General features: G+C 70.0%; 11 protein-coding genes and 1 pseudogene. 3 read left to right on the top strand and 9 right to left on the bottom strand.

Annotated features, from left to right (window positions below; genetic code table 11):
- Window positions 1–194, bottom strand: a pseudogene (locus ACWC0C_RS13550) (hypothetical protein); the annotation flags it as partial.
- Between the two features lie 147 nt (window positions 195–341).
- Here ACWC0C_RS13550 and ACWC0C_RS13545 point away from each other — a divergent pair.
- The 3 genes from ACWC0C_RS13545 to ACWC0C_RS13535 all read left to right on the top strand — a co-directional run bounded on the left by ACWC0C_RS13545 (window position 342) and on the right by ACWC0C_RS13535 (window position 2,911).
- Window positions 342–485, top strand: a complete 144-nt coding sequence (locus tag ACWC0C_RS13545) for a hypothetical protein (RefSeq protein ID WP_450863893.1) — start codon at window positions 342–344, stop codon at window positions 483–485.
- 83 nt (window positions 486–568) lie between these two features.
- Window positions 569–1,444: a geranyl diphosphate 2-C-methyltransferase gene (locus ACWC0C_RS13540; RefSeq protein WP_450863891.1), complete on the top strand. Its 876-nt coding sequence runs from the start codon at window positions 569–571 to the stop codon at window positions 1,442–1,444.
- A gap of 120 nt (window positions 1,445–1,564) precedes the next feature.
- On the top strand, window positions 1,565–2,911 hold the full coding sequence (locus ACWC0C_RS13535) for an FAD-dependent oxidoreductase (protein ID WP_450863889.1): 1,347 nt from the start codon (window positions 1,565–1,567) through the stop codon (window positions 2,909–2,911).
- Window positions 2,912–2,976: 65 nt separating this feature from the next.
- Here the strand turns inward: ACWC0C_RS13535 and ACWC0C_RS13530 are convergent, their stop codons facing one another.
- The 8 genes from ACWC0C_RS13530 to mmsA form a co-directional block, all read right to left on the bottom strand.
- Window positions 2,977–4,914 carry a glycoside hydrolase family 9 protein gene (locus tag ACWC0C_RS13530; protein ID WP_450863887.1) on the bottom strand — a complete coding sequence of 646 codons (1,938 nt, stop codon included), beginning with the start codon at window positions 4,912–4,914 and terminating at the stop codon, window positions 2,977–2,979.
- 117 nt (window positions 4,915–5,031) lie between these two features.
- Window positions 5,032–6,306 (bottom strand): sensor histidine kinase, encoded by a 1,275-nt coding sequence (locus ACWC0C_RS13525; RefSeq protein WP_450863885.1) that lies wholly within the window; start codon window positions 6,304–6,306, stop codon window positions 5,032–5,034.
- Window positions 6,303–6,998 carry a response regulator transcription factor gene (locus ACWC0C_RS13520; protein WP_449197942.1) on the bottom strand — a complete coding sequence of 232 codons (696 nt, stop codon included), beginning with the start codon at window positions 6,996–6,998 and terminating at the stop codon, window positions 6,303–6,305. Before ACWC0C_RS13520 ends, ACWC0C_RS13525 begins: the two co-directional genes overlap by 4 nt.
- Before the next feature lie 59 nt (window positions 6,999–7,057).
- Entirely contained in the window at window positions 7,058–9,109 is a 2,052-nt protein-coding gene (locus ACWC0C_RS13515) for a hypothetical protein (RefSeq protein ID WP_450863882.1), read from the bottom strand.
- A gap of 144 nt (window positions 9,110–9,253) precedes the next feature.
- Window positions 9,254–10,990 (bottom strand): pyridoxal phosphate-dependent aminotransferase, encoded by a 1,737-nt coding sequence (locus ACWC0C_RS13510; RefSeq protein WP_450863880.1) that lies wholly within the window; start codon window positions 10,988–10,990, stop codon window positions 9,254–9,256.
- 102 nt (window positions 10,991–11,092) lie between these two features.
- Window positions 11,093–12,283, bottom strand: coding sequence for an aldose epimerase family protein (locus ACWC0C_RS13505; protein ID WP_449197938.1), 1,191 nt, complete (start codon window positions 12,281–12,283; stop codon window positions 11,093–11,095).
- Window positions 12,284–12,340: 57 nt separating this feature from the next.
- A complete protein-coding gene (gene mmsB / locus ACWC0C_RS13500; protein WP_450863878.1) occupies window positions 12,341–13,585 on the bottom strand; it encodes a multiple monosaccharide ABC transporter permease in 1,245 nt (414 codons plus the stop codon).
- The gene (mmsA, locus tag ACWC0C_RS13495) at window positions 13,582–15,132 is read right to left on the bottom strand and encodes a multiple monosaccharide ABC transporter ATP-binding protein (protein WP_449197936.1); all 1,551 of its coding nucleotides are present in this window, start codon (window positions 15,130–15,132) and stop codon (window positions 13,582–13,584) included. Before mmsA ends, mmsB begins: the two co-directional genes overlap by 4 nt.
- Window positions 15,133–15,149: the final 17 nt, after the last annotated feature.

The raw sequence follows: 15,149 nt of genomic DNA, 5'->3' as shown, positions 1-15,149 counted from the left end.
GTAGTCGGGGAGTCGGCGGAGGTGGGTTCTGCTGTGGCGGCCGGGCTGTCGTCGGTGGGTGTGTCTCCGGCATCCGTCGTGCCGTCGACCGGTCCGACCGGAGCGGGTGTACCGGCGGGGGCCCTCGGCCGTAGGGGCGTCGCTTGGGGGGCGGTGGTGCGGTCGGGCTTGGCCGTGCTGCCGGTCGGGCCCACCGGACTCGGTACTTCGGCGGCCGCCCTCGGGCGCGGTGGCCGTGGTGTATCCGTGGCAGCCGCCCGTACCGCCGCCCCCGAGGTCCGCCGGGAGGCGGCGGCATCCGATCTCGGGCGCCTGCTCGACTGCCCGCCCGCGACGAGCTGATGCTCACCTTCGAGGCCGAGGCGGCCGCGCTCGCCCGGACCGGTTCCCCGGAACCGCGCCGCTTCCTGGCCGGCACCTGGGCCTGGTGCGCCGGTAGCGGCCGCTACCACGAGACCGCGAACGCGAACGCGAACGCCGCCTGACCCCGGTCGCGTCCAACTCGCGCATTCCCACCCCAGGCCCAGCCCCCATCTCCCAGCTCCTAGTCCCAGTGAGGAATCCCCCCATGTCCAAGATCGCCACCCAGATGGAAAGCATCGCCATGCGCGATGTCCTGCGCACCGAGTACCAGAAGTCGGTCGCGGAGTACTGGAACAAGGAGAAGGACCCCGTCAACATCAAGCTCGGCGAGGTCGACGGCCTCTACCACCACCACTACGGCCTCGGCGAATGGGACCCCTCGGTCCTCGCCGGACCGCCCGAGACCCGCGACCAGCGCATCATCGAGGAACTGCACCGCCTGGAGACCGCCCAGGCCGACGTACTCCTCGACCACCTCGGCGACATCACCCCCGACGACCACCTCCTGGACGCCGGTTCCGGCCGCGGCGGCACCAGCTTCATGGCCAACGCCCGCTTCGGCTGCCACGTGGACGGCGTCAGCATCTCCGAGCAGCAGGTCGACTTCGCCAACGAGCAGGCCAAGCAGCGCAGGGTGATGGACAAGGTCCGCTTCCACTTCCGCAACATGCTCGACACCCGTCTCGACACCGGATCCCGCCGGGCGATCTGGACCAACGAGACGACCATGTACGTCGACCTGTTCGAACTCTTCGCCGAGTTCTCCCGCCTGCTGAAGTACGGCGGACGCTACGTCTGCATCACCGGCTGCTCCAACGACGTGACCGGCATGCGCTCCAAGGCCGTCAGCAGGATCGACGAGCACTACACCTGCAACATCCACCCGCGCAGCGAGTACTTCAAGGCACTGGCCGCGAACAACCTCGTACCGATGCAGGTGGTGGACCTGACCCCGGACACGATCCCCTACTGGGAACTGCGCGCGAAGTCGTCCGTGGCCACCGGCATCGAGGACCCCTTCCTCACCGCCTACAAGGAGGGCAGCTTCCACTACCTCCTCATCGCGGCCGACCGGATCTGACCTTACGGCGTGCGGGCCCATGGACTCATGATCGTGGGCCTGCACGCGCTCCCCGGTTGCTTCCCGAGCCCCGTGCCGGGGCTCGTGGTGGTGCCGTTGACTGGGTGGATGGGAGACGACATGAAGACAGACCGCCCTTGGGGCAAGGCCGTTGTCATCGGCGGCAGCTACGCGGGACTCGTGACCGCACGCGTACTGACCGACTTCTTCAGCGAGGTCGTCCTCGTGGAACGGGACGCCGTCGACGCGGACACGGGCGCTCACCCGGGTGCTCCGCAGGGCTACCACGCGCACGCGATGCTGGCCAAGGGCGGGGAGATCCTTGAGCGGCTCTTCCCGGGACTGCGCGATGAGCTGAGAGAAGCGGGGGCGCCGGTATACGACTACGGAGAGGGCGTCGACTTCCTGCTGCCCGTCGGACTCGCGCCACGGCAGCGTACGGGCATCCGGATCCAGTCCTTCACCCGCGACGAGCTGGAACGCCGCATTCGCCGCAAGGTGCTCGCACTGCCCCAGGTCACACTGGTGCCGTCCACCCAGTGCTCCGGCCTGACCCGGGACTCCTCGGGCCGTGTGAACGGCGTGACGTGCCGGTCGGAGAGCGCGGAGCCCTTCGAACTGGCCGCCGATCTGGTCATCGACGCCTCCGGACGGTCCAGCTCGCTGGTGGACTGGCTGGACGCGATGGGGATCAGCGTGCCACCCAAGCGAACCGTGAAGGCCAAAGTCACCTATACGTCGATGAACTTCGACCGGCCGGAGAAGAGCCACCCCGACCACCCCGACTACTACGTCGCCTACCAGATGCTGTTCGCGCCCAGCGTGCCCCGGGCCGGGGTGCTGCTCGCCGTGGAGCGCGACCGATGGACCTGCTCGCTCTTCGGGTTCCAGGACCAGCCGCCGACCGACGACGAGGGCTACCTGGCGTTCGCGGAGAGCCTGGACAACCCGCGCCTGGCCGAGCAGATCGCCCGGCGCACCGTCCAGGAGCCCACCCGTCGCTACACCAACGTCGACAACCAGTGGCGGCCCTACCACGCCGTCAGGGACTGGCCGGACCGCCTCATCGCCGTCGGCGATTCCGTCTGTGCCTTCAACCCCGTCTACGGTCAAGGCATGACGGTCGCCGCCATGGAGGCGGAGCTGCTGCAGGACATGCTGAAGCGGCGCCGCGCGGCCGGGCGGCTGGACGGCCTCGCCGCCGGATTCCAGAAGAAGGTGGGCCGTCTGGTGCTGGCTCCGTGGACCCTGTCCACCAACTCGGACCTGATGTGGGCCCCGAAGGGCCAACCCCTCGCCGCGCGCTTCGCCCACTGGTACAACACACGTCTCTTCCGCGTGGCGGTGAAGGACGCGGCCGTCTGGACGAGGTTCGTACGCGTGGTGAACATGGTGGCCTCACCGGTCCTGCTGTTCCATCCCCTGGTGGCCTTGAAGGTCCTGACGGTCACTGCCCGGCGTGAGTGACGAAGGCGCTCAGTTCCATCCCGCGCGGCGCCCGCCCGGCCCCGAGGTCGACATGCCGCCGTGGCTCAGTCGGAGACTCCGCGTGCGAAGAGGCTGAACGTCAGCAACGCGGTGGCCGTGAAGTCGTCGGCCGCCTCGACGGTCTGCCAGGAGCCGACGTGGTCCCGGTAGCCGCCCCCGTGGCCGTTGAAGGCGGAGAAGGGGTCGCTCGCTCGGGCCGGGCACGGGCGCATGGTCGGGAAGGAGTTGAGTTCCTTGAGCTTGGCCGCGTCGTTGGGGCCGTTGACCACGCCGCCGACGAGGATGTCGCCCGTGCCCGTGAGGCTGCCCGCGAGGTTGGCGGCCTGGTGCTCCGGGCAGTGCGGGAAGGTGGATCCCTCTCCGATGACGAAGGACGATCCCCAGGCGTTGGCGCCCAGCGCCCAGTCGCGCTGCTGGGTGGCGAAGCCGTCGTAACGGGAGTCGCCGGTGACCCGGTGGTAGAGCAGCGCGGTGGTGGCCAGGCCGAAGGTGTGGGGCACGGAGTCGAAGTCCGTGTAGACGGCACCCGCTCGGAAGGGATCCCGGGCCGCGCGGGCCTGGCCGTCGTCGAGTTGACGCTTGAGGTCGGCGACAAGCTGCGCGCGGCTGACCTCGCCGCTCGGTCGGCCGTCGTCGATCAGCTTCGCGAGATCGGTGTGTGCCAGGGCGCTGACGTCGCCTAGTCCGAGGGTGCCGAGGTTGTCCGAGTTCAGGTACCGCTTGGCCCAGTGGCCGGCCTGGCGCGACCATTCCTGTGTCCGGTCGTCGCCCAGAGCCTCGCCGGCCAGGGCCAGTTCCGCGGCCCCGAACTCCATGTCGTCCTCCCAGGACGACTCGGGGTAGAAACCGTGGGGAAACGCGGTGACCAGTTGCCCCTTCGGCGAGGTGTCGGCGAGTGCGTAGATCCGGGCGGCCTTCTCCAGTTCCGTGCGAGCCCGCTCCGGGGCGTCTACGGCGTCCCGTTGCGCGGCCAGCGCGAACGTCGCGGCGACCCGCCCCGCGAGATTGGGGCTGATGGGCTCGCCGGGAGGTGCGGCCCGGAAGACCGGCCGGTGTTTGATCGTGTAGTCGGGATCGCCGGGCCGGACTCGCATCGCGTCGTCGGCCTCGGGCAGCCGCCACACGTCGTGATCGGAGCGCACCTTGCCGCTGCCGTCGTCGGTGTCGCCCACGCCTAGGCCGACCTGGACGTAAAGGGTGGCGGAGGAGTCGTCCCACATCTTGTCCAGCCAGTCCAGCCCGTGGCGGGCCTCCTCGGCCAGCTTCGCAGCGCCGGCCGGGGCCGTGCGCTCAGCCAGGAGGAGGCTCGCGGTGGAGTACGACGCGGTGTGCGTGAACTTCAGGAAGTCGCCGGCGTCGAACCAGCCGCCGGAGACGTCGGCCGGGCCGCCCACGGCCTTGAGAGGTGCGAGCAGCCGCTCGGCGTCCTCACCGTAGACGGGGGTGTCATAGACCGTGGCCTGCCCGTCGGCCAGGTGCGAGGGCTTGCGCCGCAGCACGCCGGGGTCCACGTCGGCTCCATCGCGCTGGGCTGTGAAGAAGCGGGCGTTGTCCTGGACGACCTTGTCGAACAGCTCGTGGGCGGGCGCCACACGGAACTTCGGCGAGGTTGCGTGGAGCGGGCCGGTGACCTCGACTTGGTAGTCGCCGGGAGCCGTGAGGCGGGACAGGTCCAGGGTGCGGACGGAGTCGTAGGTGCTGTTCCAACGCCCCGTGGAGGGCCCGGCCGTGCCGGACAGCACCTCCCTGCCGGAGGCGTCGAGTACCCGGAAGGGCGCCCGGTCGGCGGGGCGGGACGTCATCAAGTAGGCGTGCTTGGTCTCGCCGGGTGCGTAGCCGACCTGGTCGACGCGGACCACGCCGGCGGGCGGGCCGGCGGTCGGGTCGGCTCCGGGACGGGACGACGGCGAGCAGGAGACAGCCAGGACGGCGGTGGCGACACCGGCGGCCAGGATGATCACGCGATTGTGTTGCTCGGACATGCCAGAAGGCTGCCGACGGCATCATGAGGAAATCGTGAGGCGGCCCGCACAGCCCGCCTCGCCCGCGCGGCTCGCACAGCGCCCACGTCTCCGCATCGCCCCTGCGCCATCGCGGCGTCACACGGGCGGACCGGCTGATTCCCGCGGGATGACCAGTTCGGCTACGGCCCCGCCTCCGGGGGCGTCGCTGATGCGCGCGGTGCCGGAGTGCAGATCGGCCACCCACCGCACAATCGCCAGCCCGATCCCCGTACCCCCTCCAGGTCCCGCCGCCCGCCGGCCGAAGAACCGCTCCCGCCCGGCCGGGGCCACCCCCGGACCGTGATCGCGCACGGTGACCCTGCCCTCCACGACCGCCACGTCGACCTGGGCCCGCTCTCCTGGGGCAGCCCCGTGCTTGAGGGCGTTGTCGATCAGATTGCGCACCGCCTGGGCCAGCAGCTCCGGATCGCCGTGCACGACCGTGGGCTCGGCCCGCACCGTCACCTCGGCGTCCGAGGCCGGTAGTTCGTCGACGACCTGCTCGACGACCTGGTCGAGCCGGAGCGCCGTCCGCTCCACCCGCTGCGTGCCGACCTGTACCCGCGCACGGGCCAGCAGGCCGGCCACCAGCCGCCCCATCTGATCCACCAGCCGTGTCGCGTCGCCCAGCGCCTTGGCGGACTCCCCCGGTGACCGCGCACCGGCCTCCGTGACCAGCCTGAGCGTGGCCAGGGGGGTGCGCAGCTCGTGGGCGGCCTCGGACAGGAACTGCTCCTGCTGGTCCAGGGCCCGCAGCGCGGGACGCATGCTCCGCCCCGACAACAGATGCCCGGCGCCGGCCGCCGCGGCCACGAGCCCCAGTCCGCCGAGGACGAGCCACCGCACGAGACGGTCATGGTCGCGTTGCCCCGGCGCAGGGTCGCCTACGGCGACGACCACCGCACCGATCCGGTCGTCGTCCCACACGGGTGCCGCCGCCAGCCGGACGGTCCGTCCGTCGGCGGCGGTGCCCCGCTCCACGACGGTCTCCTGGTCGTGTCTGGCCCGCTCACCGGTCTCGCTCAGCCCGGACAGCCGTGGCAGGAGCACGGGGCGGCGGGCAAAGCGCTGCCGCGCGTGGTCCGTCGCGTCCCACTCCACCACCGCCACCCCCGCCGGGCCCTGGACCAGGTCGTCCTCGCGCAGCGGTCCCAAGTGCAGTACGCCCTGGTCGTAGTAGACCGCACGGGCCAAGGCCGTAGCCCGCCGGTTGACATCGCCGTCCAGGGCATCGGCGCGCGATCGGGCGTCGATCGCCAGCGCGACCGCGGCCAGGGCGATCAGACACACGGTGGTGGTCAACGTGAACAGGCCGGTCAGCATCCACCGCAGCCGCCTCAGCCGCGACACCGCCGGGCTGCCGGCGATCACTGGTCCACCGGTCCGTCGGCCTCCGGCCCCTCCCCGGCATCGATCACGAACCCCGCACCGCGCACGGTGCCGATCACCGCCGGGGCGCCGAGCTTGCGACGCAGCTGCGCGATCACCGCGTCCACCACGTTCGATGCCGGCTCCGCCATCTCGTCCCAGCAGCACTCGATCAGGTCGGTGCGCGACACCACCTGCCCGACCCGGGCCACGAGAAGTTCCAGAACCGCGAACTCCTTGGCGGTGAGCGTCAGCAGGACGCCTGAGCGCCGCACCCGGCGTCGAGCCAGGTCCACTTCGAGGTCACCGACCAACGCCACGGGCGGGCGGGGCTGCTCGGCGCGCCGGCAGAGCGCACCGACGCGCGCGGCCAGCTCCGCGAACGCGAAGGGCTTGACCACGTAGTCGTCGGCGCCGTCATCGAACCCGGCCACCCGCTCCGCCACGGCATCCATCGCCGTGAGCATCAGTACGGGAACCCGCACACCCGCCCGGCGCAGGTCCCGGACCAGAGCCAGCCCGTCCCCGTCGGGTAGCCCCCGGTCGACCACCAGGCAGTCGTAGGTACTGACAGCGAGCTTGAGATCCGCCTCCGCCAGCCGATCCGCGAGATCCACCGCGAACCCGGCCGACCGCAGACCCGACAGCACCACCCGGCCAAGCTCCCGGTCATCCTCCACCACCAGCACGCGCATGGCCCCGAGCGTAGACGGCCACGGGGAAGCGGCCGGCGTGGGGAAGACGCGGGGGTACGTCACAGCTCGTGATCGAAGGCCCGTGTCGCATCAATGGTGTTCAGCAATGTGGACCGGTTCTCGGTCAGCTCGGACGGGCCGATCAGGGACGCCCCGACGACGCTGAGCAGGGTGCGGGGGTTGTCGAGGGCCGACAGCTGCTGCGTGATCGTGATGGTGTCACCGCTGACCGTCGCCGTCGCGTCATCGGCCTGACTGTGGCGGAGAAAAGCAATCGCGTTCGGGAAATTTCCGGCCTCGACACCGTCGCCGGCTTTGATCCGTCCGGTATAGGCGCGGGTCGCTCCGCCCTTCGAGTATTCGTACGCCGCGAAATAGTCCTGGCCCGCCGTTTCGAACCGTACGACGAAGAGCAGCCGGCCGGCCGAGGGGACCGTGTTGACCGCGTCCTCGAATCGCGTCGCATCGCCAACCGACAGATCGAAACGGATTTTCGCACCTTGCCTGTCCAATGCGACGCCGGTGAGGTCGGCCCCGGGCAGGTTGGTGCCGCCTGTGATGCGATTGGGCCACGTGGCGTCGCCGGAGGGATCGGCCATCGGGCTCGACGGCACCGGGTCGCTGAACGGGGGGTTCCCGGCCACGAGACTCGGACCGGTGAGCTGTTTCGCGAAGCGGATCCCGGTCCGGTTGCCGTCGTTGTTGTCATCGCTCCACGCGGTGTACAGACGGCCGTCGGGACCCATGCCCACCCTCATCCAGTTGCGCAGGCCGCGGTCATGGCCGCCCGAACAGTGTGTCCCCTGTCCATCGGTGCAGAACGGGCCCGTGTGAACCACGCGATGGTCGATGACCGATTGCGTGAAGTCCGGGCTTGCGCTGAGGGCGTTGGCCGAGTGCGCGACGAACGCGTGCCACGCGGCGTCGGCCGGCTGGGTGTCGGGGATCCCGGAGCCCCCGGTCCCGTAGTAGACGATGGCGACGTTGCCCGGCGAGCCGGCCACGACGTTGCTGACGACAGCGGTTTCCGCGGCCCCCGTCGACACGCGGACCGGCGTACTCCACCTGCTGCCGGGGTTGCCGCCCTTCGTCGGATCATTGGCCGGGTCCGAGATGTTCGACGTACTCATGACGACGTCGGAACCGCTGTCCGTCCCCCAGACGGCATAGAGATTTCCGCCGGTATCGGTGGTCACCCACGGCAGGGAGAATCCGGACGGCACCCCTTGGCAGCCGCCGCACGCCAGGTCGTCCCCGACGTCGTGGGTGTGGAAGGTCTTGGTGGCATCCGTGGAAACGGCGATGCGGGCCGTCCGAGTCGGGTTCCCCAGCTGGTCCAGTACGCCGAAGACTTGATAGATGGCACCGTGCGCAGGGCTCTGGGTGGACCGGTCCATCACCAGTCGTGTCGCACCGCCCGCGGCGTACTTGGGAATCGGATCGACGTTCCACGAGGCCCCGCCGTCCCGCGTGGTCGCGTACTGCGCGTCCGGCTGCCCCATGCTCGCCGGCGCCAGGTTGACCCACTCGAGGTACGCCGTCCGGCCGCCCGGGGCGAGCAACCAGGGCCGGTCCGTGCCTCCCGGCAAAGTCACCGGGTTGAACTTCGGCCAGGTGTCGCCGGCATCGGAGGAAGCGGACGCCGTCAGGGACCCGAATCCGGGCGCGATTCCGGACAGGTAGACGTTGTCATTGTCAGGGGAGAGCGCGAGGGCGCTGTTGCCGAAGCCCGGATCACCGCAGTGCGGCTGGGAGTTGCCGGTCGGGCAACTCTCGTCGAACAGGGTCCGGAAGGTGTCACCGCGGTCGAGCGAGCGTGCCACGATGTTGGGGAGCGTCGGCGTCATGATCCTTCCCCAGGGGAAATCGACGAAGACGCGGCCATTGCCCCGCGTGTCCACGTCAACGCCAGGGTCCGCCCCCGTCACGCGCTGCAGATCCGCCCACGTCGCCGCGTTGAAGGTGAGCGCGTCGTTCTCCGTGGTCTTCGGCGCCGAGGCGAGGTCGATGCGATGGCCGGCCGCCGTACCCGCGTGCCCCACGTCGGCGCTCGCGAGGACTAGCGACGAGAACGCGACGGCGCAGAGTACGAGGCGAGCGATTCCTGCCACGAGAGGACCCTCCTTACGGGCGCCCAGCGCAGGCAGCGTCTCGTCGCTCAATCCCGGAGCACATCCCCCACACGGGGGGCGCCGGCGCCTCGGCGGTCGCGCGCAGGGGCGTACAGCGGGGGGCCGCGAGTCCGGCCGTGGGCGTCAACCCGCCGCCTGTCCCATCCCTGCCGCGTTCGGCCAGCTCTGGGCGTTCGGCCAGCCCGTCGCCGGGGCCGGGGCCGGGGCCAGGCCCCGGGCCGGGACAGGGGCCGGGGCCGTCATGCCACGTACCTGGGCCGCCGTGAGGCCGCCCCGCGCCGGGACGCCGGGGGGAGTGAGGGCGGCTGCGGCGGCGGGGGACGGCGCCGGCGTGGGGGCCGGCAGGGGAGCGGGCGTCGGTACCGGGCCCGGCTGCGGGACCGGCATGGGGGCCACGGGCTGCTGTACGGGTGCCATGGGCTGCGGCGCGGGTACCGGCTGGGCCGCCGCAGGCACCGGCTGGGGTGCCGTCGGCACCGGCGCGGGGGTCGGCTGAGCCACCGCGGGCAAGGGCTGAGGCATCGCCGGCATCGGCATCCCGGCGCCGGGCTGCACGGCGGCGGGGAGCGGCATGCCGGTGCCGGTGGCCGGGGCGGGAGCGGGCAGGGCGGCGGCCATGGCCTGTGCCTGGGCGGCCAGCCCCGGGACTCCGCCCCCATTGGTCTCGCTCACCAGCCGGTCCACCGCCGCCGTACCCGAGCTGTAGCTGGTCCCGGTGCCCAGCTCGGGTACGGCGGCTCCCCTCCTGGACCCGTAGAGCACCTGCTCCAGGCCGGACACCAGGCGACGCACGTCGACCTGGGGGCGCACCACGAGTCTCAGGAAGCGGCTGGAGGAACCGATCTTGTTGCCGCACTCGCGGACCAGGATCCGGTGCTCGGTGAGCATCCGGTCCCGCACCACGGTGCCCTCGGCGCCTACGGGCAGTCGTACGAAGAGGAAGTTCCCCTGGGAGGGGTACACCGTCAGCCCCGGCAGCGCCGACAGGTGGCTGGCCATCTCCAGCCGGTCGCGGCGGACCTGCTGGAGGCTCTGCGCGTACTCGGGGCCGTGCTCCTTCAGCATGAACACCACGTACTCCGCGAAGGAGTTGAGGTTCCACTTCGGGAGCATGGACCGCACGCGGCCCGCCAGGGCCGGATTGGCGACCAGGTAGCCGAAGCGTATGCCGTGCAGCCCGAAGTTCTTGCCCAGGCTGCGCAGCACGACCACGTTGGGGCGGAGCATGGCCTCCTGGACGACGCTGGGCTCGGTCTCCGCGTCGGCGAACTCCAGGAAGGACTCGTCCACGACCACGAGGTCGAGGTCGGCCATCGCGTCCATGAACTGGACCACCTGCTGCTTGCGCAGATAGCCGCCGTCGGGGTTGTTGGGGTTGCAGACGACCGCCACGCGGGTGCCCCGGGCGCGGATGAACTCGGCGTACTGGGCGAGGTCCAGCGCGAAGCCGCTCGCCTCCTGGAGCGGGAACATGTCGACCCGCTTGCCGGTCTCCATCGGCTGGTCGGTCCAGCGGCCGAAGGTGGGGACGGGGACGGACAGGGACTCGCGGACCAGCAGGTGGTCGATCCAGGTGATGAGTTCCGTCGAGCCGTTGCCCATGGCCACGCACTGCGGGGGCAGCTGGAGCAGGGAGCACAGCTCGCCGGTGATGGTGTCGGCGCTGCTCGGGTAGTACGTCATGATCTCGCGCAACCGGATCGCCAGCTCGTCGAACATGGCCGGAGTGGGGAAGTACGGGTTGCACGGGATGCAGAAGTCGACCGGGCCGGTCCCGTCGCCGCCCTCCCGCGTCAGCGCCGCCATGGAGGGGCTGTGCGCGTCGGTGCCGCGGAACAACGAGGTGACGTTGCCGGCCAAAGGGACCTCCGTTTCAGGGTGGCCCGTGCGGGGGAGCACGGGCCACCCTGGGATACGGAAGGGGTGACCGTGGCGTTCAACTCACCAGCGGTGTGAGGTGGTTCACGCCTCGAAGGTGTGGATGGTCGACGTCCGGTATGTCTGCCCCGGGCGCAGCACGGTCGACGGGAAGTCCGCATGGTTCGGCGAGTCCGGGAAGTGCTGGGTCTCCAGGCAGAGCGCGTCGCCCTGGCGGTAGGTGCGGCCGCCGGTGCCGGTGAGGGTGCCGTCGAGGAAGTTGCCGGAGTAGAACTGCAGGCCCGGCTGGTCGGTGGCGATCTTCAGGGTGCGGCCGGAGCGCGGGTCGCGCAGGGTCGCCACGTGCTCGGGCCGCGCCGTGATGCCCTTGTCCAGCACCCAGTTGTGGTCGTAGCCCTTGGCCTGCACCTGCTGCTCGTGCCCGGCGCGGAGGTCGCGGCCGATCGGCTTGGCGTGGCGGAAGTCGAAGGGTGTGCCGGCCACCTTCGCCAGCTCGCCCGTCGGGATCAGGCCCGAGTCGGTGGGGGTGTAGCGGGAGGCCGCGATCCGCAGTTCGTGGTCCTCGATCGTGCCGCTGCCCTCGCCGGCCAGGTTCCAGTAGACATGGCTGGTGAGGTTGAGGACGGTCGGCTTGTCGGTGGTGGCCTCGTAGTCGATGCGCCACTGGCCGTGCCGGTTCAGGGTGTACGTCACCCTCGCCTTGAGCGTGCCCGGGTAGCCCATCTCCCCGTCGACGCTCGTGTAGTGCAGGTGCAGGCCGACGTCGGAACCGTCGGTGAACGGCTCGACGTCCCACACGTGCTTGTCGAAGCCCTGCTTGCCGCCGTGCAGGCTGTTGACGCCGTCGTTCACGGAGAGCTGGTAGCTCTTGCCGTCGAGGGTGAACCGGCCCTTGGCGATGCGGTTGCCGTACCGGCCGATCAGCGCGCCGAAGTACGGGGTCTTCGCCACGTAGTCGTCGATGTTGTCGAAGCCGAGCGAGACGTTGGCGTAGTGGCCGTGCCGGTCGGGGATCTCCAGCCCCTGGACCACACCGCCCCAGTTCAGGACCTTCAGCCGGGTGCCGCCGTTCTCCAGCGACCAGCGGTAGATCTTCGTGCCGTCGGCGAGCTTGCCGAAGGGTTCCTTCACCGGCTTCCTGCCTCCCGACGAACCTGACGAACCCGGCGAACCCGATGAGCCGGTGGCGGCCTGGGCGCTGCCCGAGCCGAGGGTGGTGGCGGCGATGCCGGCCGCCGCGGCTCCTGCTATGACCGTGCGTCTGTTCAGTTCCATGGATGCGGCTCCCGAAAGAGGAGGGGCCCCGCCGTCGGTGGCGGGGCCCGATCTGACTTATGAACCGGACTTGCGCTTGTTCCACACGTCGAAGCCGACCGCCGCCAACAGGGCCAGGCCCTTGATGACCTGCTGCCAGTCGGTGCCGACGCTGAGGAGGTTCATGCCGTTGTTCAGCACGCCGAGGACGAGACCGCCGATGATGGCACCCAGGACGGTGCCGACACCGCCGCTCATGGAGGCGCCGCCGATGAAGGAGGAGGCGATGGCCTCCAGTTCGAAGCCGTCGCCCGCCTTCGGCGAGGCCGCGTTCAGGCGGGCGGCGACCACCAGACCCGCCAGGGCCGCGAGCACTCCCATGTTCAGGAACACCTGGAAGGTGATGCGCTTGTCCTTCACGCCGGACAGCTTGGCCGCCGGCAGATTGCCGCCGATGGCGTAGATGTGGCGGCCGAAGACCGAGTTGCGCATGACGTAGCCGTAGCCGCCCACCAGGACACCGAGGATGATCAGGATGATCGGCGCGCCGTCGTAGCTGGCGAGCAGCATGGTGAGGGCCAGGATCGCGGCGACCAGCGCGACGAGCTTGAGCAGGAACAGCTTCACGGGGACGACGTCGAGGGAGAACTCCTGCTGGCGGCGCCGGTCGCGCACCTCCTGCCACACCACGGAGGCGATCAGGACGATGCCGAGGAGCAGGGTGAGATTGTGGTAGTTGGTGTTCGGGCCGACCTCGGGCAGGAAGCCGTTACCGATCTTCTGTAGGCCGTTCGGGAACGGGCCGAGGGTCTGGCCCTTGAGCAGGATCTCCGTCAGACCGCGGAAGAGCAGCATCCCGGCGAGGGTCACGATGAACGACGGTATGCCGAAATACGCGATCAGGCAGCCCTGTACGGAGCCCGCCACCGCGCCCACCAGCAGGCACAGCACCAGCGCGACGGGCCACGCCACATGGTGCTGCACCGTCAGCACGGCCGCGAAGGCGCCCACGAACGCCGTGATCGAGCCGACCGACAGGTCGATGTGCCCGGCGATGATCACCAGCATCATGCCGATCGCGAGGATCAGGATGTAGCTGTTCTGCAGCACCAGGTTGGAGACGTTGCGCGGCAGCAGCAGGTCGCCGCCGGTCCAGAACTGGAAGAGGACGACGATCAGACCGAGCGCGATCAGCATGCCGTACTGGCGCATGTTGCGGCGCAGGCCGCCGAGCACCAGCTGCAACAGACCCTCGCCGGCGGTCGGTCCGCCCTTGCCCGGCGGCGCGGCGGCCGGGCTCTTGTCGGTGACGTCCGTGCTCATCGCGTTACCTCTTTGTCCTTCGTCATCTGGCGCATCAGCACTTCCTGCGTGGCCTCGGCCCGCGGCACCTCACCGGTCAGCCGCCCGGCCGCCATCGTGTAGATGCGGTCGCACATGCCGAGCAGTTCGGGCAGCTCGGAGGAGATGAAGACGACCGCCTTGCCCTGGGCGGCCAGTTGGTCGATGACCGTGTAGATCTCGTACTTGGCGCCCACGTCGATACCGCGGGTGGGTTCGTCCAGGATCAGCACGTCGGGACCGGCGAAGATCCACTTGCTGAGGACGACCTTCTGCTGGTTGCCGCCGGACAGCTTGCCCACCGGCTCGAAGACCGTCGGCGCCTTGATGTTCATCGACTTGCGGTAACCCTCGGAGACCTGCCGCTCCGCCTGCTCGTCCACCACACCCCGCTTGGCGACCTTCCTCAGCGCGGTCAGCGAGATGTTCCGGTTGATGGTGTCGATGAGGTTGAGGCCGTAGTGCTTGCGGTCCTCGGTGACGTACGCGATGCCGTGCTCCACCGCCTCCGCGACGGACTTCGTACGGATCTCGACGCCGTCCTTGAGGATCGTGCCGCCCGCGTACCGGCCGTAGGTGCGGCCGAAGACGCTCATCGCGAGTTCGGTGCGACCGGCGCCCATCAGCCCGGCGATGCCGACGATCTCGCCCCGGCGGACACTGATCGAGACGTCGTCCACGACCTTGCGCTGCTGGTCGATGGGGTGATGGACGGTCCAGTTGCGGATCTCCAGCGCCGGGGCCGCGCCCTCCTGAGGCTGGTGCGGGGTGCGCTCCGGGAAGCGGTGGTCGAGGTCGCGGCCGACCATGCCCGCGATGATCCGCTCCTCGGTGGTCTCCGGCGCCTTCACATCGAGGGTCTCGATGGACCGGCCGTCCCGGATGATCGTCACCGAGTCGGCGACCTTGCGGATCTCGTTGAGCTTGTGGGAGATGATGATCGAGGTGATGCCCTGGTTCTTCAGCTCCAGGATCAGATCGAGCAGCTTGCCGCTGTCCTCGTCGTTCAGGGCCGCCGTCGGCTCGTCCAGGATCAGCAGCTTCACCTGCTTGGACAGGGCCTTGGCGATCTCCACGAGCTGCTGCTTGCCCACGCCGATGTCGGCGACTCGGGTCTCCGGGTGCTCGTCGAGGCCGACCCGGCGCAGCAGTTCGGTGGCGTGGCGCAGGGTTTCGCGCCAGTTGATGAGCCCGCGCGTGGCGTGTTCGTTGCCGAGGAAGATGTTCTCCGCGATGGAGAGGTAGGGCACCAGCGCCAGCTCCTGGTGGATGATGACGATGCCGTGCTGCTCGCTGGCCCGGATGTCCTTGAACCGGCAGACCTCTTCCTCGAAGAGGATCTCGCCCTCGTAGGTGCCGTGCGGATGGACGCCGGAGAGCACCTTCATCAGGGTGGACTTGCCGGCGCCGTTCTCCCCGCAGATGGCGTGGACCTCGCCCTGCCGGACGGTCAGGGTGACGTCCGACAGCGCTTTGACACCGGGAAAGGTCTTGACGATCGAGCGCATTTCCAGGACGGGTCCCGCCATGGTCGTGCCTTCCAATC

It is taken from the genome of Streptomyces sp. NPDC001709, from assembly GCF_053596375.1.
This window is presented reverse-complemented; position numbering and strand designations above follow the sequence as displayed.